This window comes from Sphingomonas sp., assembly GCF_013812825.1.
GTDB lineage: Bacteria > Pseudomonadota > Alphaproteobacteria > Sphingomonadales > Sphingomonadaceae > Sphingomicrobium.
Genome location: NZ_JACCSU010000018.1, coordinates 1 through 15546 on the forward strand (window position 1 = coordinate 1; position 15546 = coordinate 15546).

A 15546-nucleotide genomic window follows, 5' to 3' on the forward strand; every position below is an offset into this window, starting at 1 on the left:
ACATTTTGCCGCTCGAACAGCAGCTTAGTGTCGTGGTGGAGAGGGCTGGATTCGAACCAGCGTACGCTTGCGCGGGCAGATTTACAGTCTGCTGCCTTTAACCACTCGGCCACCTCTCCAGGCGGGGCAGGCGGGGCACATGGCCATGAGGCTGTGCGCTGTCAATTGCTCCAGCCAGCGGGAGGCATTGCGCTCCAAAGATCAGCCATACCCCGGGCATGGCGATATGGCGCTCCATGCACGCCGCCTGCGCCGCCATGCCCGCGGCATGGCGTACTCGACGCTCCCCCGGACAGCCTGCGCGTGACGCCCCTCGCTGAGGCTCGTGCGCTCCAAAGATCAGCCATGCCCCGGAATGGTGATTTTGTCGCACCTCGCTGACGCTCGTGCGCCCAAAGATCAGCCATGCCCCGGCATGGTGATTTTGGAGCGGGTGAAGGGAATCGAACCCTCGTCGTAAGCTTGGAAGGCTTCTGCTCTACCATTGAGCTACACCCGCTCGCCCAGGCGGACGCGCCCAATGCCATTGCCGGCTTGGCCGCGTCAACCGCGGTGCCAAATCCCGTTCAGCGCATCGAAAGCTTGTCCACCGCAGGGGCCATCGTTACGGGCCTAATGTCCGCGGGCGTCGGGGCAAACAGGAGGCTCTTCAAAGACATATGCCGATCGACTCGGTCATTTCCCCGATTTTGGAGACGGCGCTCGACGCGGTCGTGGTGATGGATCGCGACGGCGTCGTCCGCGCCTGGAATCAGCACGCCGAGACGATCTTCGGGTGGTCCGCGACGGAAGCAATTGGCCAGAATCTCGGTGAGCTGATCGTCCCTCCGGCGTTGCGCCCCGCGCACCATCGCGGGTTGCGCCGTTACAATGAAGAGGGCGTCGCGCGAGTGCTCGATAGTCGACTCGAGCTCGACGGTCTGCGCAAGGACGGCAGCGAGATTCCGGTCGAGCTGTCGATCACTTTGGTAAGCCGCGCGGGCAGCGATGTTTTCATCGGTTTCCTCCGCGACATATCGGAGCGCAAACGCGCCGAGGCGCAGCTCGAATATCAACTTCGCGAGAGCCGCCTGATGCTCGGCCTCAGCGATCTGGCGGCGAGCGACAAGAGCTTCGACGAGGCACTCCTCGCCACGCTCGATGCGATCTGCGAGCTCGCCGACTGGCCGGTGGGCCACGCGCTGCTGGTCTGCGACGACCAGGCGTCCCTCAAGTCGGAGCTGTGGAGCACCGGCGCCCGCTCGAAGGCTCCCGACCTGGTCGAAGCAACCGCGGCGATGGAATTCGGGCCCGGAGTGGGGTTGCCGGGGCGAGTGCTCGAGACCGGCCAGCCGGTGTGGATCTCGGAGGTCGGCGCGGACGGCAATTTCCTGCGCCAGGGGCTTGGGTTCAAGTCCGCCTTCGCGTTTCCGGTATTCAGCGGCGGCCGCTGCATCGCGGTGCTCGAGTTCTTCTCGATCAGTGCGCGCAAGCCGCAAGAACATCTGCTGCTTTCGGCTCGGGCGATCGGTGCGCAGATCGGCCGAGTGCATGAGCGCAGGCACAGCGAAGAGGTTCGGTCGCTGCTGCTCGCCGAGCTCAATCATCGCGCCAAGAACATCCTCGCCGTAGTGCGGGGGATGGCGCATCTCAGTTTCGGCAGCGCCACCGATCTCGCCGAAGCCCAAGCTGCGTTCGACCGGCGGATCGATTCGATCGCCAAGGCGAACGACATCCTCCACGCCCAGAGCGGCAATTCGGCGCTGCTCGGCGATATCATCGACGAGGCGCTGTCGGGCTGCGGGGTGGGCGGCGACCGAGCGTCGCGGGGCGGTCCGGAGCTGTGCATCGATTCCTCGACCACGATCATGATTTCGCTGGCCGTGCACGAACTGTGCACCAACGCCTTCAAATATGGCGCGCTTTCAAGTGGCGACGGGCGTGTCGAAATCCGCTGGCAGAAGCATCCGGCCGACGAGTCGCGGTTCGACTTCGAGTGGTCGGAGAGCGGCGGGCCGCCGGCCAGCGAACCCGACCGCCAGGGCTTCGGGATGCGCATCCTGCGCCGCGGGATGGAGCTCGAGAGTGGCGGCCGGGCCGAGGTGGCCTACACACCCGAGGGCTTGCGTTACCGGTTGTCGGGGGCTCGCCACAGCGGTCCTCCGAGGCGCGCCAACGCCGTCTGAATCCACCCGCGCTCCTCCCGCACGGAACGAGTCCCCGTCGATAGCGATTGAGTGGGCGTCTGCAGGACGGAGGCAAGCGAAATGGCCGCGAGACCGATATGGCGAGGGCAGATCCGGCTGGCGCTGGTGTCCATCCCGGTCGAGATCTATCCAGCGACCCGAAGCGGTGCCTCGATCCAGTTCCACCAGGTCCACGAACCGTCCGGCAAGCGGATCAAGTACGAAAAGGTCGTGCCCGGAATCGGGCCGGTCGACCGCGACGAGATCATGAAAGGCTACGAGGTCTCCAAGGGTCACTATGTCCTGCTCGACCCGGAAGAGATCGAAAGCGTCAAGCTCGAGAGTCGCAAGACCGTCGACCTCGTCCAGTTCGTCGACATCGGCGAGATCGACGCGATGTATTACGAGAAGCCCTATTATGTCGTGCCGGCGGACGACCTTGCCGAGGAGGCGTTCGTGGTGCTGCGCGACGCGCTGCGCGAAGCCCGCAAGGTCGGCATCGGCCAGCTGGCCATGCGCGGCCAGGAATATGTCGTTGCGCTCAAGCCGTGCGGCCGCGGAATGCTGCTCGAAACCCTGCGCTACGCCGAAGAGGTCAACAAGGCGTCTTCGTTCTTCCGGGAGATCGGCGATCACAAGCCGGACCAGGACCTGCTCGACCTTGCCTCGACTCTGATCGAGAAGAAGAGCGGCGAATTCGACCCCAAGGAATTCCACAACCGCTACGTCGATGCGCTCAAGGGCCTGATCAAGGAGAAGCAGCGCAAGAAGGGCGAGAAGGTCATCCAGGACCCGGACGCCGACGCCCCGCCGTCGCGTGGGTCCAACGTCATCGATCTGATGGCGGCGCTCAAGAAAAGCCTCGGCGAGAGCGGCGGCGCCAACGACAACAAGGGCGCCAAGAAGCCGGCGGGCAAGAAAGCGTCGGCGAAAAAGGCCGCTGCACCGGCGAAAAAGGCCGCCCAGCGCAAGCGGGCGTAAGCGATGGCGAAACGCGCGGCCCTCGACATCGAGACCTACAACAAAAAGCGCGATTTCTCGAAGACCGGCGAGCCGAAGGGCAGGAAGCTCAAGGGCAAGGGCGACAGCTTCGTCGTCCAGAAACATGATGCCTCGCGGCTGCACTGGGATTTCCGCCTCGAGCTCGATGGCGTTCTGAAGAGCTGGGCGGTGCCCAAGGGCCCCAGCCTCGATCCCGGTGACAAGCGGCTGGCAATGCGAACCGAGGACCACCCGCTCGACTATGGCGATTTCGAAGGCACTATCCCGGCCGGCGAATATGGCGGCGGCACGGTCATGCTGTGGGACCATGGCCGCTGGATCCCGGAGCCCGGCAAGGACCCGCGCAAGACGATCGAGGACGGTCACCTGCATTTCACGCTCGAAGGCGAGCGCATGAAGGGCGAATGGGTGATGTTCCGCCTGAGGCCGCGACCGGGCGAAAAGGCCGAACCGTGGATGCTCAAGAAAGTCACCGACGAGTTCGCCGACGAGCAAGCCGGCGACGCGCTGGTCGACGAATGCGTGACCAGCGTCACCACCGGCCGGACGATGGCCGAGATCGCGTCGGGATCCGACGTCTGGCGCTCCAACCGCGGCGGGCAGAAAGGCGGCCGCGCCAGGAAGAAATCGGGCAAGGCGCCGCCGCCCTTCCAGGAGCCGCAGCTCGCGACCCTGGTCGATTCGGTGCCGACCGGGGCCGACTGGATCCACGAGTATAAATATGACGGCTACCGGCTGCTGATCGCGACCGGCGACGGCGCCGCGACCGCATGGACCCGCAAGGGCAAGGACTGGAGCGACAAGTTCCGGGCGCTGGTCCGCGCCGCCGCCAAGCTTCCCCCCGGTTGCCTGATCGATGGCGAGGCGGTGGCGCTGGGAGACAACGGCAAGCCCGACTTCCAGCTGCTCCAGTCGACCCTCAAGGAGCAGAAGGGGGCCAACCTCGCCTTCTACGGCTTCGACCTGCTGGTCGACCGCGGCGAGAACATCACCAAGCTGCCCAATCTCGAGCGCAAGGAGCGGCTCGCGGCGCTGCTCAAGGGTGTCGCCCCGCCGATCATCTACGGCGACCATGTGGTCGCCAAGGGCGAGGCCCTGTTCGACGCCATCTGCGCTGAAAAGGGCGAGGGCATCATCTCGAAGAAAGCCAGCGCCCCCTATCGCGGCGCGCGCACCCGCTGCTGGCTCAAGGTCAAGTGCATCCAGCGGCAGGAGTTCGTGGTCGTCGGCTGGTCGGAAAGCGACAAGCGCCGCGGCTTTCGCTCGTTGCTGCTCGGTGTTCGCGACGGCGGCAAGCTGACCTATGCCGGCAAGGTCGGCACCGGCTTCAACACGAAAATGATCGACGACCTGATGGAGACGATGAAGCCGCTGGAAATCGAAAAGGCGTCGCTCGAAGTCCCGCGCGCCGACCGCAAGGCCGCGCACTGGCTGAAGCCGGAGCTGGTCGCGGAGATCGCATTTGCCGAATTCACCACCGATGGAATCCTGCGCCATCCGAGCTTCATCGCGCTGCGCGAGGACAAGCCCGCCGCGGAAGTGGTTCGTGAAACTCCGGAGAAGCTGAAGACGTCGGAAAAGAAGAAGGGCAAGCGGGCGTCGGTCGAGGATTTCGGAATCAAGATCAGCAACCCCGAGCGGGTGATCTACCCCGAGGCCAAGCTGACCAAGAAAGAGCTCGCCGATTACTACGCTGAGGTCGAGGCGCTGGCGATGATCGACGCCGCGCGCCGGCCGATGACCCTGATCCGTTGCCCGCAGGGGCGCTCGAAGAAGTGCTTCTTCCAGAAGCACGACACCGGCTCGATGGGCGAGCACGTCAAGCAGGTGCCGATCCAGGAGAAGAAGGGCGAGGTCCAGGACTATCTCTATTTCGACGATGTCCGCGGGCTGCTCGCCTGCGTTCAGATGGGAACCATCGAGTTCCACGGCTGGGGCAGCCGCATCGACAAGGTCGAGCATCCCGACCGGCTGGTGTTCGATTTGGACCCCGATGTCGGGCTCGACTTCGCCGATGTCCGCGACGCGGCCCGGCGAATCCGCGAGCTGGTCGCCGATCTCGGCCTCACCAGCTTCCCGCTGCTGACCGGCGGCAAGGGCATCCACGTCGTCGTGCCGCTTGATCGCACGGCGGACTGGAATGCGGTCAAGTCCTTCGCCGAGCGGTTCTCGCGCGCGGTGTCGGAGGCCGAGCCCGAGCGCTTCACCGCCAACATCCGCAAGGCTCAGCGCAAGGGCCGAATCTTCCTCGACTGGCTGCGCAACCAGCGCGGCGCGACCGCGGTGCTGCCTTACTCCGCGCGAGCCCGCGAAGGCGCCCCGGTCGCCGCCCCGATCGCCTGGGAGGAGCTCGACGACTATAAGGGCGGCAACCACTTCACCATCCGCGACGCTGATGAATTGATCGACCGAGCCTCGTCGAAACTGCTCGCCGGCTGGGGCCAGTCCAAGCAGGCGCTGCCGGAGCTTTAGGTCGTCAGGCTAATGTCCGCTTTTCCAACCAACGCGGACACTCGAGTGTGACCCTGAGCAGTCAAGCCCCACTGAGCGCTTGCCGTGGTACCGGCCGTGCACGGTCCTGAGCGCCCGGCTTGGTCGGCGGGAGCAGGCCGCTAGGGCACCTCACGGAATATTAGCGGATCGCCAGCAGTCGTCGGCGGTGTCGCGCAACGTGACCAACTCTGGGGAATCGCATTAGCCCCGGCCTTGCTGATCACGGTGTCGGCGCCAGAAGGCAGCGTCTTCGTAAACCACATCTGCTGGCCTGCGGGGCCCGATCCTCCGTAAAGCAGGTAGCTGTCATCGCACGACAACACGCCACGAGACGAGAAACTCCTCCCGGCGAGACTTGGATTGACCCATTCGCCAGGCGTGGAAGTGCCATCTGCGTTCGACATCGGCATGCGCCAAGTGCCGACGAATGTTTGCTGACCGTCTTCGCTATTATAACTCAGCAGAAGAACATTCGCGTCTGTCCGAGATACTTCGACGGCATCCATGTAGCGCCGGTTCAAGATTTCGACGCGCTCTCCCGGGGTGACAATCTCGTACAGGTGGCTGCGCTGGTCGACGGGGCTGCTCTGCTCGAGCAGCACGAGGCTCGCCCCTCCTCGGGCCCATACGAAATCCCAGGCCCAAGGACCGCGCGACCATTCAGTCGTGGTACCATCAGCGATGTTGTAAACCATCAAGGCGCCGTCGGTAGCGTCTCGATAGGCGATACGCGTGCCGTCCGGCGAGAGATCGACCGCCGAGCTCGACGCGATTCCGGTCCGGAGTGTTCTGACATCGAGTTGCGCGAAGACACCGGCGCTGTTCTTGGCGTAGGTCAGGTGCTTCAGCTCACCCGCACGCGTCCCCAGGATGATGACCCCGCTGTCGGCGGAACCGACATCGAAGCCGAAGTACAGGGTGCCGGAATCGGTGAACAGGGTGGACACATTGCTCCCGTCCCTTGCCGCGGCAACAAGCTGGGTTCCTTTGCCGTTCGGCGCCCGGAAGAAGATTTCCTGCGGCTGACTGGTGCCGGGTTTTCCCGCTTGCAGCGGAGACGCAAGAGCGAGCAAGCCAAACAAAGCGCAGAGACGGTGTACCCCCATGGCGACCCCCCAAGAGATGAACTTGTACTTACGAGTCGGAACGCGACAGGACAGGGTCTCCGTTAAATTTAAGGGAAAGTAAATAACCCGAAAAGCTCAACGCCAGGGGCGTGGCCGCTCGAACTTTGCTAAGTCCGCTTTCCACCCAAAGCGGACACTGGCGGCCTAACGGATCGCCGCCAGCTCAACGCCCTTCGTTTCGCGCGCGAGCAGCGCGCTGACGCCGCTGATCACGCAGGCGACGCCGACGTAGATCGCGACCGGAACCGCGCTGTCATACTCGCTGTACAGCCACAGCGCGATGATCGGCGCCAGGGAGCCGGCGACGATCGAGGTCAGCTGGTAGGCGATCGACACGCCCGAATAGCGGATCCGGGTCGGGAACAGCTCGGTGATGAACGCCGCCTGCGGGCCGTACATCGCGCTGTGCAGGACGAGGCCGATGACGATCGCGGCGACGATGGTCACCGGCTCGCCGCTCGCCAGCATCGGGAAGAAGGCGAAGATGAAGGCGGCGAGGCCGAGCCCGCCGGCCGCGTACACCGGGCGGCGGCCGATCCGGTCCGATAGGCGCGCCAGCAGGGGAATCGCGAAGAACTGCACCGCCGCGGCGATCAGCAGTGCGTTCAACGCCGTGCTTCGAGTCTCGGCGGCGACGTCGACCAGATAGGTGAGCGAGAAGACGGTCAGGATGTAATAGGAGATGTTCTCTCCGACTCTCAGGCCCGAGCCGAGCAGGATCGCCAGCGGCCGCTCGCGGATCACTTCGAGCGCCGGCAGCTTGGGCGGGATCTCGGCTTCGTCGAGCGCCGCCTCGAACATCGGGCTCTCCGACACCCGGTTGCGGATGTACCAGCCGACGACGACGAGAACGACCGACAGGACGAAAGGCACTCGCCAGCCCCAGGCGAGGAAGTCGGCTTCGCTCTGGATGCCGGCCATCAGCGCCAGCACGCCGGCCGAGAGCAGGCTTCCCGCCGCGACTCCGGCCTGCGGCCAGCTCGCCCAGAAGCCGCGGCGCTGCGCATCGCCGTGCTCGGCCGCCATCAGCACCGCGCCGCCCCATTCGCCGCCGACCGCGAAGCCCTGCACCAGGCGCAGCACGACCAGCGCGATCGGCGCCCAGACGCCGATCTGCGCATAGGTCGGAAGCAGCCCGATCAGGACGGTGGCGACGCCCATCAGGACGAGGCTCCACATCAGCAGCTTCTTGCGCCCGATGCGGTCGCCGAAATGGCCGAAGACGATCCCGCCGAGCGGCCGCGCGACGAAGCCGACCGCATAGGTTGCGAACGCCAGCATGGTGCCGACGAGCGGGTCGTAGTCGGGGAAGAACAGCCGGTTGAACACCAGCGCGGCAGCCGAGCCGTAGAGGAAGAAGTCGTACCACTCGATGGTCGTGCCGATGAGGCTCGCCATCACCACCCGGCGAAGCGGTGTGCGCTCTGGGGTTTCAGCCATTCGTTCGTTCTCCCGGCTCGTCATTGCGAGGAGCGGAGCGACGAAACAATCCAGTTTGTTGCTGGATTGCTTCGCGTCGCTCGCAATGACGGTCTAACGCGCGAACTTGTCCGTTGCGCGGATCAGGCCGTCGAGAATGCCGGGCTCGTTGTACAGATGGCCACCGTCGGGCACGATTTGGAGCTCGACCTCGGGCCACGCCTTCTTCAGCGCCCAGGCGGCCTTGGGCGGCGTGCAAGTGTCATGGCGCCCCTGGACGATGACTCCCGGGATGCCGCGCAGCTTTCCGGCTCCGCGCAGCAGCTCCCCTTCCTCGAGCCAGCCGCCGCTCGCCATGTAATGGTTTTCTATTCGTGCAATCGCGACAGCGACTTCGGGGCTGGTGAAATGCTCCATCGTCGCCTCGCTCGGCAGAAGGGTGACGGTGGACGCCTCCCACGCGCTCCACGCCTTGGCGGCGCGCAGCCGCTCGTCGGCATCCTCGCTGGTCAGCCGCTTGCGATAGGCTTCGACCAGGTCACCCTGCTCGTCCTCGGGAATGAGCGAGATGAAGTCGTCCCATTTGTCCGGGTAGACCGCCGATGCGCCGCCGTCCTTGTACAGCCAGTCCACTTCGTACTGGTCGAACAGGAAGATGCCGCGCAGCACCAGCTCGGTGACCCGGTCCGGATGTGCCTGGGCGTAGGCAAGCGAGAGAGTGGAACCCCAGCTTCCGCCGAACACCAGCCATTTTTCGAAGCCGGCCATTTCGCGCAGCCGCTCGATGTCGGCCACCAGATGCGCCGTCGTGTTCGCCTCCAGGCTCGCATAGGGCGTCGACTTGCCGCAGCCGCGCTGGTCGAACACCAGGACGTTGTAACGCTCGGGGTCGAACTGGCGGCGGTGGTCGGGGCTCGATCCGCCGCCGGGCCCGCCGTGGAGGAAGACCGCCGGTTTGCCGTCGGGGTTGCCGCACAGCTCCCAGTACAGGCTGTGCCCGTCGCCGACGTCGAGATGACCCGATTTGTACGGCTCGATCTCGGCATAGAGCGTACGGCGCTGCTGCGTTTGCATGTCCATTTAAAAGCTCATTTCCTCGTAGATGCGGCCGACGTCGCCGCCCCATTCGCCATGATGTTTGTCGAGCAGACGGTCGGCCGGCGTCTTGCCGCTTGCGACGACCTCGCGCAACGGGTCGAGGAAGCCGCCTTCGTTGTCGCCGGCTGCATTGAGCACCGCGCGCCGGTTGAGGCCGATCGCCGCAAGGCCGATGACTTCGCGCGCCAGGTCGTGGACGGTGCTGCCGCCCGGCACCGGTGCGTCGAGCGCCAGCTTCGGAACGTCGTGGCGCAGCTTCTCGCGCTCCTCGATCGACCAATGCTTGACCCGGTCCCAGGCCGCGTCGAGCGCCTCGTTGGAATAGAGCAGCCCGACCCACAGCGCCGGCAGCGCGCAGATCCGGTTCCACGGTCCGCCGTCGGCGCCGCGCATCTCGAGGAAGCTTTTCAATCGCACCTCGGGAAAGGCGGTCGACAAATGGTCGGTGAAATCGCTCAGCAGCGGCTTTTCGCCCGGCAGCTGCGGCAGCTTTCCATCGAGGAAATCGCGGAAGCTCTCTCCCGCGGCGTCGATATAATGCCCGTCGCGAAACACGAAATACATCGGCACGTCGAGCGCGTAGTCGCAGTAGCGCTCGTAGCCGAAGCCCTCGTCGAACACGAACGGCAGCATGCCGGTGCGATGCGGGTCGGTGTCCTCCCAGATGTGGCTTCGGAAGCTCTTGTAGCCGTTGGGCCGCCCTTCCGTCAGCGGCGAATTGGCGAACAGGGCCGTCGCCACCGGCTGCAGCGCGAGGCCGACCCGGAATTTCTTCACCATGTCGGCTTCGGACGAATAGTCGAGGTTGACCTGGATGGTGCAGGTTCGAAGCATCATGTCGAGGCCGAGATCGCCGACGCGCGGCATGTGGCGGGCCATGATCGCATAGCGGCCCTTGGGCATCATCGGCAGCTCGTCGCGGCGCTTGTCGGGCCACATTCCGAGACCAAGAAAGCCGACACCCAGGCGCTCGCCGACGGCCTTGCACTGCTGCAGGTGCCGGGCCGCTTCGGCGCAGGTCATGTGGAGGTCCGTGAGCGCGGCGCCCGAGAGCTCGAACTGGCCGGCCGGCTCGAGGCTGATGGTGCCGTCGGGCCCGGTCAGAGCGATGACCTTCCCTTCCTCCTCGACCGGCCGCCAGCCGAACTCGGTCAGGCCGGCCAGAAGGTCGCGGATTCCGCCCGGCTCCTCCCACGACGGAGCGCGATGATCCTCGCACCGGTAGACGAACTTTTCATGCTCGGTGCCGATGCGCCAGTCGCCGGGCTCCTTCTCGCCGCCCGAGAACACCGACAGCAGGTCGTCGCGGCTCTCGATGATCGGGCTGGCGCTGGTGTCGGTTCGGGTGGTCATGTGCGGCGGCGCTAGCGGCGCGGCGCTAACCGCGCCAGTCCCCGGCGACCGCCATGTAGGCCGCGAGCGCGGCGAGCGCTGCCGTTTCCGCTCGCAGGATGCGCGGGCCGAGCGAAACCGGCACCGCGTTGGACACCCCCCGGACCGCCGCCCGCTCCTCGTCGGTGAAGCCCCCCTCCGGCCCCGTCAGGATCAGCGCCGGGCCTGGCTTGAAGGCATCCGCTGCAGGCTCGCCCCCCGCTTCGTCGGCGAAGTACAGCGCCCTCGCCGGATCGCGCTTTTCGAGCAGGCGAGCAAGCGGCACCGGCTCGTCGATCTCGGGCAGGCGCGTTCGGCCGCATTGCTCGGCGGCTTCGATCGCGATCGCCTGCAGCCGCTCGAGCTTCACGCGCTCGATGACGGTGCGCCGCGTCGTCACCGGGATCAGCCGAGCAGCGCCGAGCTCGGTCGCTTTTTCAATCAGCCAGTCGGTCTGGCTCCGCTTGACCGGAGCGAACGCCAGCCAGACATCGGGGATCGTCTCGGGCTCGCGCGTCCGCCGCTCGACGACGAGCGCCATGCGCTTTTTCCCCGCCTCGGCGATCCGGGCCAGCCATTCGCCCGAACGGCCGTCGAACAGCAGCAGCTCGGCGCCTTCCTTCATCCGCAGCACATTGCCGAGATAATTGGCCTGGCCCCCGTCGAGCTCGACCCGGGCGCCTTGCCCGAGCGGCTGGCGCACATAAAGGCGTGGAAGCGACTTGGGCGGCCAGGCGGGGGTCGCGGGAATGGCTATTCGGCGGCCACGTCGAGGTGCCACTTGGGCGGCTGTTCGAGCCCCCGCAGCCGCGCTTCCTCCTCGAACATGTAATCACGCGTGATCGGCGCCGATTGCCGGCTCTTCAGATACTGGATCTGGAAATTGGACATCCCGCCATAGCGGAACGCGGCCTCGGCGCCGGCCAGATAGAATTGCCACATGCGGTAGAAGCGCTCGTCGTAGAGCTCGACGATCTCGTCGCGGGCGGCGACCGTGCGCCGGTACCATTCCTCGAGCGTGTAGGCGTAGTGGAGGCGAAGGGTCTCGACGTCCGACACGATCAGCCGGTGACGCTCGGCCTCGCTGACGATCTCCGACAGCGCCGGGATGTAGCCGCCGGGGAAGATGTACTTGCGGGTCCATTTGTCGGTCAGGCCGGGCCGGCCCATCCGCCCGCAGCAATGCGACAGCATCAGCCCGTCGGGCGCGAGCAGTTCGCGGCACTTGGCGAAAAAGCCGGGATAGTGCGGAGTCCCCAGATGTTCGATCAACCCGACGTTGGCGATCCGGTCGAAGGTGCCGGGGACGTCGCGGTAGTCCATCACCTCGAACTTGACCCGGTCGCTGACGCCGGCCTCGGCCGCCCGTTCTCGGGAGAATTCGATCTGGTCGGGCGCCAGGGCGATGCCGAGCACGTCGACGTCGTAGTGGCGGTGCAGATAGAGGGCGAGGCCGCCCCAGCCGCAGCCGATGTCGAGCACGCGCATTCCGGGTTGCAGGTTCAGCTTGGCGGCGATGTGGGCTTTCTTGTCGAGCTGGGCTTGCTCGAGGCTGTTGGCGGGGTCGCGGTAGTAGGCGCAGGTGTATTGCCGGTCCTCGTCGAGGAACAGCTCGTAGAGCCGCCTCGTCAGATTGTAGGTGTGCTCCGCGTTGCGGCGCGACCGGGTCTTCCAGTTGATCTGGTCGAGGCGTCCGGCGACTGCCGCGGCGGTTCTTCGAACCGGCCCCTTGGGCTTGAGCGCGCCCGACCGCTCGAACGGCGCATTGTAGCGGATCAGCAGGACCAGATCGCGGATGTCGCCGTCCTCGACCACGAAGCGGCCATCCATATAGGCCTCGCCGGCCCCGACCCGGGGATCGGACGCGATCTTGAAGGCCGCCTTGCTGTCCATGAGCCGAGCGGCGACGGAGCGGACCGCCGGGTCCGGCGCCCCGTAGCGATACGCCTTGCCGCGATGGTCGATGATGGTCAGTTCACCCTTGCGGATGAGCCGCCGAAGCATTTTGTCGAGAAGCCACATGGGCCAAGCTTAGCTCCACAACATTGTCGCTAACAACACCCCTTCGCCATGTGCTTGTCGAACGGCAGTCTTGCTTCTGTGCTTGCGAGATATGAAGGACGGTCCCTCGACAGGCTCGGGACGAACGAGGTGAGAGGCTCAGTGGACACCGACATCGTCCCCGACAGCGAGCGGCGCGGCTTCATCGGCGCGCTGCCGCCGCGGCTTCGGCCGTTCGCGTCGCTGATGCGGCTCGATCGGCCGATCGGGACCTGGCTATTGTTCTGGCCGTGCGCGTGGAGCGTCGCCCTCGCCGGAGTCTGGGGACGCTGGGACCTGTTCGCGTGGCTGGCGCTCGGTGCCTTTGCGATGCGCAGCGCGGGATGCGTCTACAACGACATCGTTGATCGCGAGCTCGACCGGCGAGTCGAGCGCACCCGGCTTCGGCCGCTCGCCAGCCGCCGGGTCTCGGTCAACGCCGCCTGGCTGCTCGTTGTCCTTTTGTGCCTGCTCGGACTCCTCGTCCTGCTCCAGCTTCAGCGAACCGCGCAGCTGGTCGCGCTCGGCAGCATCGCGCTGGTCGCCGCTTACCCGTTCATGAAGCGCCTGACCTGGTGGCCGCAGGCATGGCTCGGGCTGGTGTTCTCATGGGGGGCGCTGGTCGGCTGGCCGGCGGTGACCGGGGAGCTCGATGAAGCCGCGCTGTGGCTTTACGCGGGGACCGTTGCCTGGGTGATCGGCTACGACACGCTTTACGCCATCCAGGACGTGGAAGATGACGCGCTGGTCGGAGTGAAATCGAGCGCCCGGCGGCTCGGCGAGAGCGCGCCGCTTGGAATCGCCATCTTCTACGCGCTCGCCGTGATCCTGTGGGGGGCCGCCATCTGGTCGGTACGGCCCGACTGGCTGGCCTTGCTCGCACTCCTGCCGGCCGCGCTGCATCTCGCCAACCAGGCTTTGCGGGCCGACCCGAAGGACGGCGAGGGAGCGCTCCAACTGTTCCGCTCGAACCGCACCTGCGGGCTGCTCATGTTTCTGGGCCTGCTGGCGGTCGGCCTGTCCAGCCGCTAGGCGCTCGCGCATGCTCAGTGTCGATCAAGCCCGCCGCGCGGCTCAGGCGCTGGTCGAACGCGCGGCCGCCGCCGGCGCCGATGCCGCCGACGCCATCTATGTCGGCAACCGGTCGAGCAGCGTCCAGGTGCGCCTTCGCGAGCTCGAGCAGGTCGACCGGTCCGAAGGCGAGGAGATCGGCCTACGGCTGTTCCTCGGCCGACGCTCGGCGACGGTGGCGTCGTCCGATCTGGCCGGGGAAGCGCTCGCGGCCCTGGTCGATCGGGCCCTCGCCATGGCCGCCGAAGCCCCCGAGGACAAATATGCGGGCCTCGCCCCCGAAGAGCTTCTCCACCGCGGCGAATTGCCACCGCTCGATGCCGACGACGAACAGGAGCCCGAGCCCGCCGCGCTCCGCGCCCGGGCGCTCGCGGCCGAGCAGGCGGCGCTGGCGATTCCCGGAGTGACCAATTCGAACGGCGGCTCGGCGAGCGCGTCGGAGTCCAGCGTCGCACTGGCGACTTCGGCGGGCTTTTCCGGCGCGTATCGAGCGACCGGCTACAGCTGCTCGGCCGCGGTGATTGCCGGCGAAGGCTCGGGCATGCAGCGCGATCATGCCTGGCATAGCGCTCGGCACCTCGAGGATCTCGATTCCGCCCAAGACATCGGCCGCCTGGCCGGGACCCGCGCCGTTGCCCGGCTGAATTCGGCTCGGCCCAGGCCGGGCCGGATGGCGGTGCTGTTCGACCCGCGCGTCGCCTCGACTCTGCTCGGCCATCTCGCCGCCGCGATCAGCGGCTCGTCGGTCGCGCGCAAGGCGAGCTTCCTCCAGGACAAGCTCGGCAGCCGGGTGTTCGCCCCGGGCGTGGCGATCATCGACGACCCCTTGCGCCTGCGAGGCCTGCGCTCGCGCCCGTTCGACGGCGAGGGGGTCCGGGTCGGGCGGCTGGAGCTGGTGGCCGACGGGGTCCTCGCCAGCTGGATCGCCGACAGCGCGTCGGCGCGCCAGCTCGGGATCGAGCCAACCGGCCATGCGGCGCGCGGCGCCGGCGGTGCACCCGGCGCCTCGCCGAGCAATCTCTACATGGCCGCCGGGAGTCGTTCGCGCGAACAACTGCTCGCCGAGTTCCCGCGGGCGCTGCTCGTCACCGAGCTGATCGGACAGGGCGTCAATGGAGTGACCGGCGACTATAGCCGCGGCGCCGCCGGCTTCATGGTCCGCAACGGGGTCATCGCCGAGCCGGTCGCCGAGATCACCGTCGCGTCGAACCTTCTCGACATGTTCGCGACCCTCGAGCCGGCGTCGGATCTCGAGTTTCGCCGCGGGATCGACGCCCCCACGGTGCTGGTACCCGAAATGACGGTCGGAGCGGCCTAGGCGGTCGCCGGTTCGATCTTCGGGATCCGCAGCCGCATGATCTCGATCTTGATGCAGCGGTCCATCACCGCCTTGACCCCCGCCTGCTCGGCCCGCTGCGCCGCTTCCTCGTTGACGATCCCGAGCTGCAGCCAAACCGCCTTGGCCCCCGCGAAGATCGCCTGGTCGACGGCTTCGCCGGCCGCTTCCGGGCGGCGGAAGATGTCGACGATGTCGATCGGCTCGCCGATCTGGGCGAGCTCGCGCCACACGAACTCGCCATGAACATGCTGCCCGCTGATCTGCGGGTTGACCGGGAACACCCGGTAGCCGTGCGACTGGAGGAACTTCATCACTCCGTAGGACGGGCGGTCGGGCCGGTCGGACGCGCCGACCAAGGCGATGGTCCGGGCGTTGGTCAGAAGCTCGGCGATATCCTCGGCACGGGTCAACGGCATCGGGG

The 15546-nt window shown here is 66.5% G+C and carries 12 protein-coding genes and 2 tRNA genes; 5 read left to right on the forward strand and 9 right to left on the reverse strand.

Annotation, left to right across the window (positions count from 1 at the left end; all coding sequences use genetic code 11):
- Positions 1-33: 33 nt before the first annotated feature.
- Both H0T81_RS02190 and H0T81_RS02195 read right to left on the reverse strand, forming a co-directional pair.
- A tRNA-Tyr gene (locus H0T81_RS02190) sits at positions 34-119 on the reverse strand.
- A 306-nt stretch (positions 120-425) separates the two neighbouring features.
- Positions 426-499: transfer RNA gene (locus tag H0T81_RS02195), tRNA-Gly, on the reverse strand.
- Positions 500-659: 160 nt separating this feature from the next.
- On the opposite strand from H0T81_RS02195, the gene H0T81_RS02200 reads away from it, so the two are divergent.
- From H0T81_RS02200 to ligD, 3 genes are all read left to right on the forward strand, one after another.
- On the forward strand, positions 660-2165 hold the full coding sequence (locus H0T81_RS02200; protein ID WP_294009311.1) for a PAS domain S-box protein: 1506 nt from the start codon (positions 660-662) through the stop codon (positions 2163-2165).
- An 81-nt stretch (positions 2166-2246) separates the two neighbouring features.
- Positions 2247-3146: a Ku protein gene (locus H0T81_RS02205; RefSeq protein ID WP_294009312.1), complete on the forward strand. Its 900-nt coding sequence runs from the start codon at positions 2247-2249 to the stop codon at positions 3144-3146.
- A 3-nt stretch (positions 3147-3149) separates the two neighbouring features.
- On the forward strand, positions 3150-5639 hold the full coding sequence (gene ligD, locus H0T81_RS02210) for a DNA ligase D (RefSeq protein WP_294009313.1): 2490 nt from the start codon (positions 3150-3152) through the stop codon (positions 5637-5639).
- A gap of 140 nt (positions 5640-5779) precedes the next feature.
- Here the strand turns inward: ligD and H0T81_RS02215 are convergent, their stop codons facing one another.
- The 6 genes from H0T81_RS02215 to H0T81_RS02240 all read right to left on the reverse strand — a co-directional run bounded on the left by H0T81_RS02215 (position 5780) and on the right by H0T81_RS02240 (position 12697).
- Entirely contained in the window at positions 5780-6733 is a 954-nt protein-coding gene (locus tag H0T81_RS02215) for a hypothetical protein (protein WP_294009314.1), read from the reverse strand.
- Between the two features lie 198 nt (positions 6734-6931).
- Positions 6932-8227, reverse strand: a complete 1296-nt coding sequence (locus H0T81_RS02220) for an MFS transporter (protein ID WP_294009315.1) — start codon at positions 8225-8227, stop codon at positions 6932-6934.
- A 93-nt stretch (positions 8228-8320) separates the two neighbouring features.
- Entirely contained in the window at positions 8321-9286 is a 966-nt protein-coding gene (gene pip, locus H0T81_RS02225; RefSeq protein ID WP_294009316.1) for a prolyl aminopeptidase, read from the reverse strand.
- Positions 9287-10657, reverse strand: a complete 1371-nt coding sequence (locus tag H0T81_RS02230) for a glutamate--cysteine ligase (protein WP_294009317.1) — start codon at positions 10655-10657, stop codon at positions 9287-9289.
- A 25-nt stretch (positions 10658-10682) separates the two neighbouring features.
- Complete coding sequence (locus H0T81_RS02235) at positions 10683-11426, reverse strand: 16S rRNA (uracil(1498)-N(3))-methyltransferase (RefSeq protein WP_294009471.1); 744 nt, start codon at positions 11424-11426, stop codon at positions 10683-10685.
- 2 nt (positions 11427-11428) lie between these two features.
- On the reverse strand, positions 11429-12697 hold the full coding sequence (locus H0T81_RS02240; protein WP_294009318.1) for a cyclopropane-fatty-acyl-phospholipid synthase family protein: 1269 nt from the start codon (positions 12695-12697) through the stop codon (positions 11429-11431).
- A gap of 141 nt (positions 12698-12838) precedes the next feature.
- Here H0T81_RS02240 and ubiA point away from each other — a divergent pair, with 141 nt between their 5' ends.
- Both ubiA and H0T81_RS02250 read left to right on the forward strand, forming a co-directional pair.
- Positions 12839-13747, forward strand: coding sequence for a 4-hydroxybenzoate octaprenyltransferase (ubiA, locus tag H0T81_RS02245; protein WP_294009320.1), 909 nt, complete (start codon positions 12839-12841; stop codon positions 13745-13747).
- A 10-nt stretch (positions 13748-13757) separates the two neighbouring features.
- On the forward strand, positions 13758-15104 hold the full coding sequence (locus H0T81_RS02250; RefSeq protein ID WP_294009322.1) for a metallopeptidase TldD-related protein: 1347 nt from the start codon (positions 13758-13760) through the stop codon (positions 15102-15104).
- Here the strand turns inward: H0T81_RS02250 and H0T81_RS02255 are convergent.
- On the reverse strand, positions 15101-15541 hold the full coding sequence (locus H0T81_RS02255; protein WP_294009324.1) for a CoA-binding protein: 441 nt from the start codon (positions 15539-15541) through the stop codon (positions 15101-15103). The two genes, H0T81_RS02250 and H0T81_RS02255, sit on opposite strands and share 4 nt — an antisense overlap.
- Positions 15542-15546: the final 5 nt, after the last annotated feature.